The following is a 16,312-nucleotide window of genomic DNA, read 5'->3' as shown; positions in this document are numbered from 1 at the left end:
TTTTGACTTGAAATAATACCGATATTGATGCGGTAAAATTTCTTGTCTGGCTTTTTTGTGCCTAAAATGAAAAGACTATTCCTACTGATAACTATGCTTTTTCCCTTGACTCTCACCGGGCAAGTAAAGGAGTATAATGATTTAGTGGGTAAGGCGTTCGATGCATTAAATAATGAAAATACGCCTGAGGCAATTGATTTTACCCAGAAGGCCTTTACATGGGCCTCAAAACGAGGAGATACGTATCGCATGGTGATTGCCAAAAGCACCATGGGGTATATTGGTATGCAGACAAGAGACTATGAAGCATCATACTTAAATTATTCCGATGCGTTGACTTATCTTCAAAAGTCTGATACTGTTGATCTTTACAATAAAATAGATATTCTTCAGAACTTAGCAATCATTAAATCTAGGTATTCAGATTATAGAATGGCTGCTGCTTTTTATAAGGAGGCCTATGAAACAGCAAGGACTTATGTGAGAAGGTATCCGGAACTAGCAAAGGAAAATGGGGATTTAAGCTTTTTAATTGATCTCCCATATTTCATGGCAATGCAAATGAAGAATAGTGGAGATTATCAAGGTGCTGGTGATATTTTACTGGATCTTTGGGAGGAATCAGAGTACAAGGGTGATACGGTATCTTTGGCTAGAGCACTCAATCAGTTGGGGATTATCAAATTGACCAATAAAGATTATCTGGAAGCCCAGAACTTCTTTTCCTATGTGGCCTTTAATGAAGCTATAGAACCAGATACTAGGGCTATGGCTCTTCAGAATTTGGGGGTTGCTTATATGGAGTTGGGAAACTTTGAAAAGGCTGAAAAATGGTACTCTGAGGCTTTGGCTTTAAAACTAGAACATTCTAGTGCGCGCTCGCAGTTTATTACCCTCTTGGATTACGGTGAATTAGAATTTAAAAAGGGAAATAATACCGCGGCAATTGAGAAATGGGAATTGGCATTGAATACTTTTGATAAGTTAGATGCGGAACCTGATTTTTTTGTAATCTATGATTGGTTACAAAAGGCGTATTTACAGATTGATATTACCAAAGCGGCTCGCTATGGGGATTTATATACCTCAAATATCCGTAACTGGATGGATATACAGCGTAACCAAAAGGACAACCCTAGTTTACAAGCGTTCAATACTAAAATAGATCAAGTCTTAAGTAGTAGAAGAGAAAAGGCTGAACAATTGGCTTTGATTAAAGAATACTGGCCATTGGGTTTGGGAGTGGTTTTGCTACTTACCTTTATATTGTATCACTTACAGTTATTCCTAACGAAACAACGTAGAGTGTTGATAGAAAAACGTGTTAGAGAAGTAAGAGCGGCTAAGGCTCAAGAGATCTTGGATAAAATCAGAAGAGATCTTTAATTGTTTCCTTCTACATAAACCGCATAAAGCGACTTAATACCCTCACGAAGTCTATGATTTTCTTCCAAAATGTCCAACTCATTATCTTGTAGTTCTCTCTGAATTGGACCTTGGTTTAGAATAAACCAGTGCAAATTAATTTGAGAGTAAACCCTTAGTATTGACTGAATAGCATCATATCCAGGTTTTGTTTTTTCGTCAATATATGATTTAACTGTGGGGCCAGATAATGCCACCTTTCGAGCAAACTCTGCCGAATTTCCTTTCTCATAATTGTCGATAATCCACTTTATCTTTTTGCCTGGGTGTTGGTCGAGATCCATCAATACGAATATAAGTTATTTATCCTGATTGATGGATTCACTTGTACATAAAATTGTTCTGAGTGATGCTAAGGCATAAAAAAAAGAGAGCTACTTAAGTAACTCTCTAAATTTTCTGGGTGGAAGATGGGACTCGAACCCACGACCCTCGGTACCACAAACCGATGCTCTAACCAACTGAGCTACAACCACCATTTAATTGGGTTTGCAAATGTAAGAGTTCGGTTTGAATTTGCAAATACTCTGAACTCATTTTATCGATCAAATTCTAATCTATTTCCTGAACCTACATTATTTATTTCTCCATTAGAGAATACCCTTTTGCCAGAAACGATAGTATTTGTAACACTTGATTTAAACTGATGCCCTTCAAATGGCGACCAACCGCATTTTGAAAGTACATTCTGCCTGCTTACTTGCCAAGGCTTATTCAGGTCTACAATAACAATGTCTGCATGATAACCTTCTCTTAAATAGCCTCTTTTATCAATATCAAATAAGTCTGAAACCGCATGAGAGGTTTTTTCTACAATCTTTTCTAAGCTAATTTTACCTTGATGGTACAGATCAAGCAATGCGACTAAAGAATGCTGTACCAATGGGCCACCTGAAGGAGCTTTGAAATAGCTGTTTTCTTTTTCCGCCAAGGTATGCGGAGCGTGGTCCGTAGCGATTACATCAATCCTGTTTTCTATTACCCCTTTTAAAATTGCATCTCGGTCCGAAGCCGTTTTAACTGCTGGGTTCCATTTAATAAAGGATCCTTTTTCAGCGTAGTCCTGATCTGAAAACCAAAGATGGTGAACGCAGGCTTCTGCTGTAATTTTTTTCTCCTTCAAAGGAATGTCGTTTCTGAAGAGTTCAAGTTCCTTAGCGGTAGAAATATGTAAGATATGGAGCCTTGCGCCTTTCTTTTTGGCTAGGTCAACAGCAAAAGATGAAGAAGCGTAACAAGCCTCTGCGCTTCTAATAATTGGATGTTCGCTCATTGGAACATCTTCGCCATATTTGGCTCTCGCTTTGGCTGTATTGGCCTGAATTATTTCTTCCGATTCGCAGTGGGTGGCAATAAGTGTTGGGGAATTTTCAAATATATTTTCCAGCGTCTTCTGATTATCAACCAGCATATTCCCAGTAGAAGAGCCCATAAATACTTTTACACCGCATACCTTTCTTGGGTCAGTTTTCAGAACTTCGTCCAAGTTGTCGTTTGATGCACCCATAAAGAAGGAGTAATTGGCCAAGCTGTTTTTGGCCGCGATCTGATATTTATCTTCGAGTAACTTCTGGGTCAAAGTGTTGGGTACTGTGTTGGGCATTTCCATAAACGAAGTAATACCACCCGCCACAGCTGCTCTTGATTCTGTATAGATTTCTGCCTTATGGGTAAGACCCGGTTCCCTAAAGTGAACCTGATCGTCAATTAGTCCAGGCAATACATATTGACCGCTGGCGTCAATCACTTCATCCGCATTTAAGTGTTGAAGATCCTTGTCGATTTTTTTAATCAAACCATTTTCTATAAAGATGTCGGCTTCGAAAATTTTGTTTTCATTGATCAACTTTCCGTTGAGAATCAGTATTGAAGACATGCTAGTGTTTTTTATTGTGTAATGGGTTAACGTAATTGCAAGTTATTACCAAATAACTCCTCTGCAATTTATGGCCGAAGAAAACATTTCGTTCGAAGAATTAAAATTGAGTCGCCAGTTCCTCAATGCCATAGATGATCTTAGGTATACCGAACCGACACCAATTCAAAAAAAGGCCATTCCAATCGCTTTGGCAGGGCATGACCTATTGGGCATAGCACAAACGGGAACGGGTAAAACTGCTGCTTTTGTACTGCCTATCCTTATGAAGTTAAAATATGCTCAGGGAGATCATGCAAGAGCATTAATATTGGCTCCAACTCGTGAGTTAGTCATGCAAATCGAGGATAACGCTAGGGAATTGTCTCGTTATACCGATTTAAGAATCGTGAGCTTATATGGAGGTTTGGGGCCAAAGCAGCAAATAGAAGCTATTGAAAAAGGTGTGGATATAATAGTGAGTACGCCACAGCGCTTTTTAGATATTTATTTAAAGGGAGTAATTCATACTAAGCTTATCAAAACGATGGTATTGGATGAAGCCGATAAAATGATGGATATGGGTTTTATGCCTCAGATCAAGAATGTGCTAGAAGTAGTTCCTAGAAAGCGCCAGAATATGCTTTTCTCTGCTACCATGCACGATAAAGTTATTTTGTTGACTGAAGACTTTCTGGAATTTCCTGAGAAAATTGAAATAGCTCCACAGGCTACCGTAATTGATACCATTGAACAACGGCTCTACGAAGTGCCTAACTTTAAGACTAAGATTAACCTACTAGAATATTTTCTGAAGCGAGAAGAGTTTCAGCGGGTGATTGTTTTTACCAAAACAAGAACCAATGCCGATAACGTTTCTAAATTCATTGAGCGAAAGCAGCTTGGGCCTGTTCGAGTGATTCACGCCAATAAGGGGCAGAACTCTCGAATCAATGCCATGTATGAATTTAAGGAAGGAGATATCAGGGTATTGGTTTCAACCGATGTTACAGCGCGAGGAATGGATATTAGTATGGTGAGCCATGTGATCAATTTTGATGTGCCTTTAATAGATGAAGATTATGTGCACAGGATAGGAAGAACTGGTAGGGCTAATAATTCCGGAATTGCCATCACTTTTGCCAATGAATTGGAAATGTTTTCGGTAGCTAAAATCGAAGCACTAATTCAAAACACAATTACTCGTCACAATCTTCCTTCAGAAGTATTTGTAGAAAAAACTCCTTTTATAGAGTCACAAGAAATTGCTCGGGCAATTGATGACCTTAAAAAGAAAGATGATCCAGATTTTAAAGGGGCATTTCATGAGAAAAAGAAGAAATTCTCAACCAAGGGTGGAAAGTCATCTTCGAGTAGAACGAAGGGAAAAGGACAGCGTAAAGGAAAGAGAAAGTAGAAGTCTGGTCGAATTCTATTAAATTTATATTACATCAAAACTCAAACAACAATGAAAAAAATGATTACATCTGTTGGAATAGGGCTGGTTTGCCTTATTGCAGCACCAAAGGCCAATGCCCAGAGGGATGGCGAATTCCATTTAGATAAAACTTATAGCATTGGTGCTTCGGGAACGCTCTATCTAAATTCAGAAGATGCTGAAGTAAGAATTACAGGAAGTAGTAGAACTGATGCTCATGTTAAGATTGACCGAACGCAAGAAGTAAGAGGCTTTTCTTCTGGTAGGTCAGAATTCAATGTGATTGTAGAAAATCGAGGTGATGACTTACATATCACTGAGCGTGAAAGAAGTGGCGTTAGAATTCAAATGGGTTCTATTAGAACAGATTATCGGATTGATATTGAATTACCCGAGTCGGTTTCTATTCGTGTGAAAGGCGAAGACGATGACTATGTAGTAAGAAATGTAAATGGTAAAATTTACATGGAAACCGAAGATGGAGATATTGAAATTATTGATTGCAAAAGCAGTGATTTAGAATTTAGACTTGAAGATGGAGGCCTTAGAATTGATGGAGGAAGTGGGGCTTTAACTGTCGAGTCTGAAGATGGTGATGTGGAAGTGAGGGCTGGAAATTTTAGCGACATTGATATTGATATTGAAGATGGAGATGTGATGCTAGAAACCTCATTGTCAGATAATGGAAGGTATATTGTTCGGTGTGAAGACTCTTCAATTGAATTTGTAGTCACTAGCGGTGGTGGAGAGTTTTCAATACTTAAGGATGATGGTAGTGTTCGCACTTCAAGTGCATTTGAAACTGTTAGAGAATCAGACCATCGTTCGGAATTCAAGTTGGCTGGAGGTAAGGCCAATGTGGAAATTAGAACCGAAGATGGTAGAGTGAGACTTAGTAGAAATTAATCTACTCACAAAAAATAGAATGACAGGCGTAGCGAGAGTTGCGCCTTTTTTAATTTAGTGGCCTTGGTTTTAATTCTTGGTCTTCTTCATTCCACTCCCAATCGCTTACTAATGCGCCCCCAAGAAGATAATTTCTGTCAATCTGTGCTGAACGGTAATTCTCTTTTATCGTGATGGTTTGATTTATGTCTAGTATTGCACTCAACCGATGCAGGTAATTTATATACTGAAGATCTCCAAATCCATAGTATTCTTGCCATTGAAGTAAAGCTCCAATGAGTGTTCTTTCAGTATCTTTTCCCGATTTAATAATTTTAATAATTTCTTGCTCGATCAAATTGAGCCCAGATTTTGAAGAAGGAAAACGCATTAAGTGTGCTTGAAGTGCTTTGGCCAAATAAGGGAATTCGTTGGAGGGAAGAAGAGTGAAGTTCTCCAAATCTCTAGGGTCATTGGAGCAAAAGGCTTGGTAAGCATCAGAGGCAAAATTGAAATCATTCCTACCTAAAATCCTTCTTTGTTCAAATAAGCTAGGATACATTTCAGCCGGTAATTCTCCCAACCCCATTAGTTTTTCATAGCCACTTACTTGCCCTACACAAACTAGAGAAATTTTGATATCACCTCTGTCTTGTTGTTTAAACCAATGAAGTAGTGCTATTAAATTCACTTGGCAGAATAGGTCGTATTCAAACCAAAGAACCACTTCATTATAGGTTTCGAATTTTTGGATTTTCTTAAACTCATCAATAACCTTTTCTTCATAGTCACTTGAACTGGTTTGAGTAAAAGAAGTCATAAAAGCTTCTCTGGCTCGCCAAAACTCATCTGTTCCGAAGGAATTAAGCGCAGGGCCATCGCTTAATACTTCGCGCCAAACCGCGGTGTCTCCGCTAATGCCAGACTTAGTAAGAAGATAAAGGCTGTTATCGCCATTGAGAATATGTAGAGTGCTAGGCATAAAAAAAGGGCTACTCTAAAGTAACCCTTTTCAATTAGATTTCAATCGTTAATCTTAACGATCGTAAGTCATATCATCTGTTCTATCAACAGGTACTCTTTGATCGCGGTTAGCCAAAATCCAAGCAGTATGGAATACCAACTGACCTCTTTGAGCCATTACGTCAAATTCAATTTTGTCAACCGTATCTGTTGGTCTGTGGTAATCAGCGTGAACTCCGTTGAAGTAGAAAATGATTGGAATACCTTTCTTAGCAAAGTTGTAGTGATCTGATCTGTAGTAGAAACGGTTGGTATCAGCCGGATCGTCAAATCTGTAATCTAGGTTTAAGCCAGTGTATGTAATGTTAGCATACTCAGAAATTACTTTTAAGTGGCTAGAAAGTTTTTCAGAGCCAATTGCATAAACGTAGTTTCTATCGTTTTCATGCTCAGGATCAACACGACCAATCATGTCGATATTTAGGTTAGTAACCGTTTTTTCAAGAGGGAAAATTGGGTTGTCAGCATAATAAGCCGAGCCTAAAAGCCCTTTTTCTTCACCAGTTACATTTAAGAAAAGAATGCTTCTACGTGGTCTGTTACCTTCTTTAGCTGCTTGAGCGAAAGCCTCAGCAAGTTCCATTACGCCTGTAGTTCCGCTACCATCGTCATCAGCACCGTTGTTGATTACAGTTCCATCTTCATTCTGACCAATGTGATCATAGTGAGAAGAGATTACAATAACTTCGTCTTTAAGGTCGGTACCCTCTAAATAAGCCATTATGTTCTCAGTAGCGATTTCAGCAAGTTTCTCTTTTACTTGAAAGCTTACACTTTTCTCTTTAATTGAAGAAGGAGAGCTAGCAGCTGCGTCCAATTTTGCAGGAGTTGACCCTAAAAGATCAGCAGCCATTTGCTTAGTGATGTTAAATACAATACTCTCGTTGCCAGTGTTTTCTTTGTTCGGACGAAGTCTTCCCTTCATTCTGAAAGCGGCCTGACGAGGTAAGGTTTGCATAAACTGCTCATCATCAGCGCTAACTACAAAAATGGCTTTTACACCAGCCTGAAGTAAGTTTCTTTGAACCTCTCTTGAGTTTCCTGTTACAATAACACCTTTGTCTTTAATGTCCATTCCAGAAATGGCAGAACCATCACCAATATAAACAGTAGGTAATTTTATTTCTTTGTCCATGTTGGCATTTCCAGAGAAGATGAAATCTTTACCATTCATTTTCTTTTTGCCTTTTACCTTCACATAAACATCAGACCAGTCTGACTGATACATGCTGAATTTCTGACGGTAAGTACCATTTACAGGCCCTACCAAACCAATTTTTTTGTAGAAATCCTCTAGGAATTTAGCAGCCATTTTTTGGCCTTCAGTTCCTGTTTCTCTACCCATAAACTCATCAGAAGCCAAAACGCTAAGCTTTGCCTTCATGTCTTGTGGAGTGATTGTATTCCCGTACTTCATGGCAGTTTTATCTTGCGCCACTAAGCCTTGCGAAAACAAACAAACCACCACCGAAAGTGTTAATAATCTCCTCATTGGAATGTATTGTTTAATGTTGCAGTTTTATTAATTCACCAAAGCTAAAAAAATATTTAAAAGTACGGCTTAACTGTTACTCAAATGGTATTCTTTTTTAGCTGTGAACTAAGGGTTTTCACAGCTAGACTCTTACATTTGTGCTTCTTTTCAAAAGTGAGAATTTACACCCTATTGGAATACTGGATATGACTAAGATTGATTTAAGGAAAACCCAAAAATTTGAAGATCGACACAATGGTCCTGATCAGCAAGATGTAGCGGAAATGCTTAAGGTAATCGGATTACCAAGCGTAGATGCATTGATTGATGAAACGGTACCTGCAGGCATTAGAATGAAGGAGCCGTTGAACCTGCCTCTCCCTAAATCGGAGTTCCAGTTTTTAAAGGATTTGAGACAGGTTGCTAGCCATAACCAACTGTTCAAATCTTACATTGGAATGGGTTATTACGACACCATTGTTCCAGGTGTAATTCAAAGAAATATTCTTGAAAACCCAGGATGGTATACTGCTTATACTCCTTATCAAGCAGAAATTGCTCAAGGTAGATTAGAAGCCTTGATCAACTTCCAAACTATGGTAATGGACCTTACTGGAATGCCTATCGCAAATGCTTCTTTATTAGATGAGGCTACCGCAGCGGCTGAAGCCATGTTCATGTTTTCAGGTTTGAAAAAGAAGGAAAAGAAAAATGCGAATACTTTCTTTGTAGACGAAAATACTTTCCCCCAAACCATTGATCTTTTAAAAACACGTTCGATTCCTGTCGGGATCAATTTGGTCATTGGCAAGATTGAAGAGCTTGATTTAACCAGCGAAGATTTATACGGTGTGCTTTACCAATACCCAGCAGGTGACGGTAGCGTAAGAGATTTCAAATCTTTTATTGAAACAGCACAAGCCAATAATGTATTTGTAACCGCTGCTGCCGACTTAATGTCGCTAGCGCTATTAACTCCTCCGGGAGAAATGGGGGCTGATGCGGTAGTAGGTACCACTCAAAGGTTTGGTGTACCAATGGGTTATGGTGGGCCACATGCTGCCTATTTTGCTACGAAAGACGAATTCAAGCGTCAGATTCCGGGTAGAATTATTGGAGTTTCTATTGATAGCCAAGGCAACAAGGCCTACAGAATGGCGCTTCAGACCCGAGAGCAACATATAAGAAGAGAAAAAGCAACATCTAATATCTGTACCGCTCAGGTTTTACTTGGGGTAATGGCCGGAATGTATGGTGTTTACCATGGCTCAAAAGGTATTAAGCATATTGCTCTTAAAATTCATGGCTTCGCGAAGCTATTAGAGAAAGGCTTGACTTCATTAGAGTTTAAGCAATTAAACGAAGTGTATTTCGACACTTTAAGAATTGAAGCAGAATCTTCTGTTTCAGATAAAATTAGAACGATTGCCGAAGTAAATGAAATCAACTTCAGGTACTTCGAAAACGGAGATATTGGTATTTCTGTAGATGAAACCACCAGAGTTGACGACATTCAACTGATACTTGATGTATTTGCAGAGGCAAGCGGTCAGGTAGTGAAATTTGATTTGGATGCTGAGGCAGCTGGTCTAGAAGTTGAACTTCCGAAAAACTTAGAGCGTACATCTGATTTCATGACACACCCAGTGTTTAATCAGTACCACTCTGAGCACGAAATGCTTCGTTACATCAAAAAATTAGAGAACAAAGATTTGTCATTGGTGCATTCCATGATTTCTCTGGGTTCTTGTACAATGAAATTGAATGCTACGGCTGAAATGGTGCCAGTAACTTGGCCAGAATTCGGTGGTATTCATCCTTTTGCTCCTTTAGACCAAACTAAAGGATACCAAATGCTCTTCAACGATTTAGTGGATTGGCTTTCTGAAATCACTGGTTTTGACGATGTTTCTTTGCAACCAAACTCTGGTGCGCAAGGAGAGTACGCTGGCCTTATGGTGATTCGAGCTTACCACGAAAGCCGAGGCGATATGCAGCGTAATGTGGCTATTATCCCAACTTCGGCACACGGTACCAACCCAGCCTCTGCAGTGATGGCAGGTATGAAAGTGGTATTGGTCGCTTGCGATGAGCGTGGAAACATTGATGTAGAAGACCTTAAATTAAAGGTAGAACAAAACAGCAATGAGCTTTCTTGCTTAATGGTAACTTATCCTTCAACCCACGGTGTGTTTGAAGAAAGTATCAAGGACATTTGTCAGATTGTGCATGACAATGGCGGACAAGTCTATATGGATGGCGCTAACATGAATGCTCAAGTGGGCTTAACTAGTCCTGGTCTTATTGGTGCAGACGTTTGTCACTTGAATTTGCATAAAACTTTCTGTATTCCTCACGGTGGTGGTGGGCCTGGAATGGGACCAATCGGAGTGAGATCACACCTTGCACCGTTTTTACCAGGTAGCCCAGTTGTAGAAAGTGGAGGAGAGCATGCAATTACTGCGGTTTCTGCAGCTCCTTGGGGTAGCGCTAGTATTCTAACAATTTCTTACGCTTACATCGCGATGATGGGCGCTGAAGGATTGACAAACGCTACCAAGTTGGCCATTTTGAATGCAAACTATATTAAGGCCATTCTTGAGAAGGAGTACAAAATTCTATACGCTGGATCGAAAGGACGTTGTGCACATGAAATGATTGTGGATTGTCGTGACTTTAAAGCTAGTAAAATTGAGGTAGGTGATATTGCCAAGCGTTTGATGGACTATGGTTTCCATGCGCCAACGGTATCATTCCCAGTAGCGGGTACTTTGATGATCGAACCAACAGAGTCTGAATCGAAAGTAGAATTGGATCGTTTCTGTGAAGCCATGTTGAGCATTCGTCAGGAAATCAGAGAAGTAATGGACGGAATTGCTGATGAGAGTGATAACGTTCTTATCAATTCACCACATACTCAAGCCATGGTATTGGAAGGAAACTGGGAAAGACCTTATTCGCGTGAAAAAGCAGTTTATCCTGCTGAATATGTGAAAGAAGCCAAGTTCTGGCCAACAGTAGCCCGCATCGATTCTGCCTATGGCGATAGAAACTTGATGTGTAGCTGTATTCCTGTTTCAGATTATGCTCCAGAAGAAGCTGCGGTATAAACCAGCTTTGATTTAAAACACAAACGACTCGTTACGAAAGTAGCGAGGCGTTTTTTTTGTGTGCTGAACAAACGAAATTTCACCCCTTAAAATCACAAACTTTTGGAGGGTTTTTGTAGCTGCTTCAGATTGGGTTGGTAACCCTCCAAAAGTTAAGCTAACTTCATTTATGCTTGCTGAAGCGATTCTTCGCTTCGTTGATACTTGCTATAGAATTGATAAGGGAGGTAAAGGCTTGCAAAAAGAATAAAAGAGATAATTAAGAAGGTCTCTGCTAGGTCAAACTTCAGGGATGACTCAACAGCATTTTCTAATCGTATGGTATTCATTTGTTGTTCCAAGCCGTATGGACTTATTGTGCCATCCGGATTGGCAGAGTAGTACTCTGCTTGTATGGCTTGCATTTTAAATTCAGAACCTTTAGAGCCTAATAGCGATTGACTGAAGAATAAAATGGCAAAGCACAGACAAACTGCACTTGCGTAGCCTCCAATAAATGCGAGTTTTTTGATCATAGTGTTATATTTTTTGGTGGTTAAAAATTTTAAGTCGTTTTCAATCTGAATAGCATAATCGGGCATTACTTTTTCCTTGGCATTTGAAAATGCCGTAGCAAAGTCCATTTGTTCATCCTCTATCAGTAATTCTATTTCGCACGAAAGGTGGTCTACTAAATCATCGATTAACTCGGGGTTTGTAAAGCCTTGCTGAAGCAAATAGCTTCTGATTTGCTGTGTTTGGCTAGCATTAATCATGATACAGCTGGTTTTTGTTTTCCAAAAAGTAAGGATAGTGTAGACTGAAAGTCAGATAACTCTTGCATGGTGGGAGCCACTAATCCAGTTCCCTTCTTTGTGAGTGAGTAATATTTTCTGGTTCTATTGCCCACTAGTACGGATTCAGTGGTCAGAAAACCTTCCTTCGTTAATGCGTGAAGCGTAGGATAGAGTGAACCTTCCTTAATTAAGATTCTGCCCTCCGTTTTCTCTTTTACCTTCTGCACAATCTCATAACCATACATTCTTTCTTCTTCCGAAAGCAGCTTTAGAATAATGGGTTTGAGTATGCCTTTTAATAATTCTCTTGAATACATAGAACAATAATACATCATAATACAATGTATTCAAAATTCTTAGAGATTTTTTTGGAAGAGGGTGGTTATTCTGACCAAACGAGGCTCCACTTCTTGTATATTAGCAACCATTCGAATAAATTTTGAGCAGAACTACATATTCAAATCAATTTTTACGTAGTTATGTTTTTGAAGCCATAGAATAACAAATCCGCTTTGACGATATTCACTGTTTTAACATTTGCCAATCCAGCAGTACTGTGGGGGCTTTTAGCTTTGGCTATTCCCGTAATCATTCACCTTTTCAATTTCCGAAGGGTGAAGCGTGTACAGTTTTCCAACATCGCCTTGCTGAAAAGGGTGAAGGAAGAAAGTTCTTCTAAACGCAAACCAGTAGAATTGCTGATTTTACTTTCAAGGCTCTTGTTTCTTGCCTTCTTAATTCTTGCTTTCGCGCAGCCCATTTTCAAAGACAACGCCAACGATCAGGAATTGTCTGATGAAGTGCTGATCTATCTCGATAATTCACTGAGTATGGATATGCCAGTAAGTTCGCAGCAAAGTGCCTTCGATCGTGCTTATTCATTATCTGCTGGTGTGGTGGATGCTTATCCTGAGTCGGCCAAGTTTAAATTCCTCGAAAACGGCTATGGAAATTCTTTAAACACCAGTTATACGGCTTCTACTATTAAAGACAGGTTTACCGAATTGGAATTATCTGGGGTAGGAAGAAGTATGAATGAGATTCAGTCGCGAATTGCGGCCAGTGGCTTCCGTGGAGATGTCTACTTGATTTCCGATTTTCAGAAAAGTAAGGGAAATGAATTGAGTAGCATTGCCAGCGATAGTCTTCGCAACTATTATTTAATGCCTATTGAAGGTGAAAATAACAGCAACCTTTATTTCGATACGGCCTATTTAGAGAATAGCTTTTTGCTAGGGGCAATGAAAAACAACCTCAAGGTGGTGCTCAGAAACGAAGGCACAGAGGATTTTGAAGATGTGAATATTAGGTTGTTTTTTGACGACCAACTGTCCAGTACTGCTTTGGTGAATGTGCCTGCCAACGGAATTAAAGAACATGTTTTTGAGGTAGAACAATCTGCCACTGGACTTAATAAAGCAAAGGTCACGCTTGACGACTCCAAAGTTCTATTCGACAACGAATACTTTTTAACCCTGAATAATATTGAAAGGGTGATTGTGCATGAAGTGAAAGGGCCTGGCTCTAATGACTTCATAGAACAGCTTTATGCAGATAATGAGTTGTTCAATTATCAGGCTTTCAACGCCAATAACATTGACAATAATGAATTACTGCAAAGTGATATTATTATACTGAACCAACTTTCAGATTTTTCAAATCAATTGATTTCAGCACTAAAAACCTTTTTGGAAAGGAATGGTACAGTGTTGATCATTCCATCTGCCGAAAGCAACTTTCAGACTTTCTCTCAATTAGGCCTTACCATAAGGTTTGATTCTGATGAGCGTTTAGGCTTGGGACAACCTAATTTCCAAAACCCATTTTTTGATGGCGTTTTCGAAAACACAAATGAGGCCATCGCCATGCCAGAAGCTTCTATTACTTACCGATTGATCAATAGCGAATTGGGTATGCTGAATTTTAAGAATGGGAGAGAATTCCTTTCTAAGGCCGAATTACCTTTAGGAAACGCCTATGTTTTTTCAAGTGATTTCAGTGCAGAAGCTACAAGCTTCCCGAGTCACTCCCTTTTTGTACCCGTCATGTATAAGCTGGCTTTGGGCAGTAAAGTCAATCTTTCCAAACTCTATTATCTCACAGATGAGCAAACTATGGTATATCCATTGGAAGAAAATTTAACTGCTAACGATATTGTAACACTAGCGGATGGAGAGAATAGAATCACACCAGACCAACGTATTTCTGGTAAAAACTTGATGATGGAAATCCCTAAAGATGAATTGAGTGCTGGGCATTACACCATTATGAAGGGGGAAACGGAATTGGGCACCATTGCTTTCAATCAATCAAAAGCAGAATCGTCTGTGGAACGCCATTCTATTGATGAATTGGAAACCATAGCGCAAGCGAAGAACATCAATGTAATTCAGGCAGAAGATGGAATAGAAGTGAACCGCGAATTGACAGCAGGAATTAAAGGAATCAATCTTTGGAAATATGCTTTAATGCTTGGGCTTCTTTTTCTTTTTGCGGAAGTAATTTTAATCCGATATTTGTGATATGGAAATTTTAATCCGTGCTGCCAAGGTAATAGACCCTTCCTCTCCGCATCATAATTCGATCAAAGACATCCTTATTCAAGATGGTGTCATTAAAAAAATTGAAAACCAGATTAGTTTTGATGGAACTGTAATTGAACATGAAAACCTGATGGTTTCACCAGGTTGGTTCGATATGCGGGCTCACTTTACTGATCCGGGAAAAGAACACAAAGAAGATTTAGAGTCGGGTTCTGCGGCTGCCGTTGCTGGCGGTTTTACCGATGTATTGCTACTGCCCAACACCGATCCGGTCACTTCTAATAAAAATAGCATTAGCTATTATTTAAAGTGGAACAAAGGTGCGGATGTGAATTTACACCCCGCTGCTGCAGTAACTTTGGGTTGCCAAGGCAAAGAGCTTACAGAAATGATCGACTTGCATACTGCTGGTGCAGTCGCTTTTACAGATGGCATTGAACCGATTTGGCATACGGACATCCTTTTAAAGAGCTTACAATACCTTCAAACTTTTGATGGAGTATTGATCAACCGACCTGAAGACAGAATGCTAACCGCTTTTGGCACCATGCATGAAGGACAGGTGAGTACCATCTTGGGAATGAAGGGCATGCCTGAATTGGCAGAAGAAGTAATGATCGACCGAGATTTGGAACTGTTGAAATATGCAGGAGGAAAAATCCACTTCAGTTTGATTTCTTCAGCTGGAGCAGTAGAAAGAATTAGAAGAGCTAAGGCCGAAGGGCTAAAAGTAACAGCCGATGTCGGTATTCACCATTTACTTTTCACAGATGAAAACTTAATGGATTACGACACTAGCTTCAAAGTAAACCCTCCTTTCAGAAGCGAAAAAGATAGACTTGCCCTAATCGAAGGTTTGAAGGATGGAACCATCGATGTGATAGTAAGCGATCATCAACCGCACGACCAAGAGAGTAAGCAGTTAGAATTTGATTTGGCTGATTTTGGAATTATTGGGCTACAAACTTTTTACCCCGCTTTGCTTAGTGTTTTAGGAAAAGAAACTGAGAACTGCTTAGAAAGTATAATTGCAGCTCCCAGAAAGATTTTGGGTCTTAAGCAGGCATCCGTTAAAGAAGGTGGTGATTCACTAACTATTTTCTCACCAACTGTGAAATGGACTTACAACGGAAAAACGAATAAGTCTAAATCAGTAGCTTCTCCATTCTTCAACCAAGAAATGACAGGAAAAGTGGTTGGAATAGTGAATAACGGAAAGTTTATTTCTAATGATTAAAGTAAATCCAAAGCTTACCCGTTTATCGTTTAAATATGGTGCTGTAACGGCTCTTTTCACCATTATCGCATTTTTGGTGTTCTACTATATGGGGCTTCAACCATGGCGAAATTTGCTTTCTTTCCTATTGGATATCATGGTTATCGTGATTTTCCTTTTTTTGGCATTAAAGGACTATAAAGATAATGTTGGTGGTGGGGAGTTTAGATTTTACCACGGAATGACCATCGGGTTTATTGTTTACGTTACTACTGCGGCCATTTTTGCCCTTTTCTATTTGGTTTTTATTTACTGGGGAAATCCAGATTTTTTAAGCGAGTTTATTATTACCGCTCAAGAAGATTTAGTGAATAGAAAGGATATGATTGTAGCTGCATTAAGCGAAGAAAGTTATTTAGAGCAATATGAAATGATCACAAATACCACAAGAAGTACGTTGGTATTCGATGTTTTTATTAAGAAGTTATTGATTGGTTTAGTGGTTACGCCAGTGTTCAGTATTATTTTAAGGTCTAGTCGAGCTTAAAATAGTTCGCTAATCCTCAA

Annotated in this window: 13 protein-coding genes and 1 tRNA gene; 7 read left to right on the top strand and 7 right to left on the bottom strand. The window is 39.3% G+C overall.

Annotated features, from left to right (window positions below):
* Nucleotides 1-66: 66 nt before the first annotated feature.
* Nucleotides 67-1,386, top strand: a complete 1,320-nt coding sequence (locus tag MB14_RS01190; RefSeq protein ID WP_084375909.1) for a tetratricopeptide repeat protein — start codon at nt 67-69, stop codon at nt 1,384-1,386.
* Here MB14_RS01190 and MB14_RS01185 read toward each other — a convergent pair.
* The 3 genes from MB14_RS01185 to MB14_RS01175 form a co-directional block, all read right to left on the bottom strand.
* Nucleotides 1,383-1,709 carry a hypothetical protein gene (locus tag MB14_RS01185; RefSeq protein ID WP_062587820.1) on the bottom strand — a complete coding sequence of 109 codons (327 nt, stop codon included), beginning with the start codon at nt 1,707-1,709 and terminating at the stop codon, nt 1,383-1,385. The genes MB14_RS01190 and MB14_RS01185 overlap by 4 nt on opposite strands.
* 117 nt (nt 1,710-1,826) lie before the next feature.
* A tRNA-His gene (locus MB14_RS01180) sits at nt 1,827-1,902 on the bottom strand.
* 61 nt (nt 1,903-1,963) lie between these two features.
* A complete protein-coding gene (locus MB14_RS01175) occupies nt 1,964-3,301 on the bottom strand; it encodes a dihydroorotase (protein ID WP_062587818.1) in 1,338 nt (445 codons plus the stop codon).
* 70 nt (nt 3,302-3,371) lie between these two features.
* Between MB14_RS01175 and MB14_RS01170 the strand changes: the two genes are divergently transcribed.
* Both MB14_RS01170 and MB14_RS01165 read left to right on the top strand, forming a co-directional pair.
* Complete coding sequence (locus tag MB14_RS01170) at nt 3,372-4,697, top strand: DEAD/DEAH box helicase (RefSeq protein ID WP_062587815.1); 1,326 nt, start codon at nt 3,372-3,374, stop codon at nt 4,695-4,697.
* A gap of 51 nt (nt 4,698-4,748) precedes the next feature.
* Nucleotides 4,749-5,624, top strand: a complete 876-nt coding sequence (locus MB14_RS01165; RefSeq protein WP_062587813.1) for a DUF4097 family beta strand repeat-containing protein — start codon at nt 4,749-4,751, stop codon at nt 5,622-5,624.
* Nucleotides 5,625-5,673: 49 nt separating this feature from the next.
* On the opposite strand, the gene MB14_RS01160 is transcribed toward MB14_RS01165, so the two are convergent.
* On the bottom strand, nt 5,674-6,585 hold the full coding sequence (locus tag MB14_RS01160; RefSeq protein ID WP_062587811.1) for a hypothetical protein: 912 nt from the start codon (nt 6,583-6,585) through the stop codon (nt 5,674-5,676).
* Nucleotides 6,586-6,639: 54 nt separating this feature from the next.
* Nucleotides 6,640-8,118: a M28 family peptidase gene (locus MB14_RS01155; RefSeq protein ID WP_062587809.1), complete on the bottom strand. Its 1,479-nt coding sequence runs from the start codon at nt 8,116-8,118 to the stop codon at nt 6,640-6,642.
* A gap of 188 nt (nt 8,119-8,306) precedes the next feature.
* Here MB14_RS01155 and gcvP point away from each other — a divergent pair, with 188 nt between their 5' ends.
* Nucleotides 8,307-11,210: an aminomethyl-transferring glycine dehydrogenase gene (gcvP, locus tag MB14_RS01150; protein ID WP_062587807.1), complete on the top strand. Its 2,904-nt coding sequence runs from the start codon at nt 8,307-8,309 to the stop codon at nt 11,208-11,210.
* 167 nt (nt 11,211-11,377) lie between these two features.
* Here gcvP and MB14_RS01145 read toward each other — a convergent pair whose 3' ends face one another.
* The gene (locus MB14_RS01145) at nt 11,378-11,965 is read right to left on the bottom strand and encodes a hypothetical protein (protein ID WP_062587805.1); all 588 of its coding nucleotides are present in this window, start codon (nt 11,963-11,965) and stop codon (nt 11,378-11,380) included.
* The gene (locus MB14_RS01140; protein WP_053223653.1) at nt 11,962-12,303 is read right to left on the bottom strand and encodes a PadR family transcriptional regulator; all 342 of its coding nucleotides are present in this window, start codon (nt 12,301-12,303) and stop codon (nt 11,962-11,964) included. The genes MB14_RS01145 and MB14_RS01140 overlap by 4 nt, the downstream gene beginning before the upstream one ends.
* A 195-nt stretch (nt 12,304-12,498) precedes the next feature.
* Between MB14_RS01140 and MB14_RS01135 the strand changes: the two genes are divergently transcribed.
* Genes MB14_RS01135 through MB14_RS01125 form a run of 3 tightly spaced genes read left to right on the top strand, consistent with a single transcriptional unit; the run spans nt 12,499 to nt 16,292 of the window.
* The gene (locus tag MB14_RS01135) at nt 12,499-14,508 is read left to right on the top strand and encodes a BatA domain-containing protein (RefSeq protein ID WP_062587803.1); all 2,010 of its coding nucleotides are present in this window, start codon (nt 12,499-12,501) and stop codon (nt 14,506-14,508) included.
* A 1-nt stretch (nt 14,509) separates the two neighbouring features.
* The gene (locus tag MB14_RS01130) at nt 14,510-15,766 is read left to right on the top strand and encodes a dihydroorotase (protein ID WP_062587801.1); all 1,257 of its coding nucleotides are present in this window, start codon (nt 14,510-14,512) and stop codon (nt 15,764-15,766) included.
* Nucleotides 15,759-16,292, top strand: coding sequence for a DUF4199 domain-containing protein (locus MB14_RS01125; protein ID WP_062587799.1), 534 nt, complete (start codon nt 15,759-15,761; stop codon nt 16,290-16,292). The genes MB14_RS01130 and MB14_RS01125 overlap by 8 nt, the downstream gene beginning before the upstream one ends.
* The last annotated feature ends 20 nt before the right edge of the window (nt 16,293-16,312 follow it).

It is taken from the genome of Roseivirga ehrenbergii (assembly GCF_001593005.1).
GTDB classification, from domain to species: Bacteria; Bacteroidota; Bacteroidia; order Cytophagales; family Cyclobacteriaceae; genus Roseivirga; species Roseivirga ehrenbergii.
The sequence above is the reverse complement of the archived record's forward strand: the minus strand, read 5'-3'. Positions and strand labels throughout refer to the sequence as shown.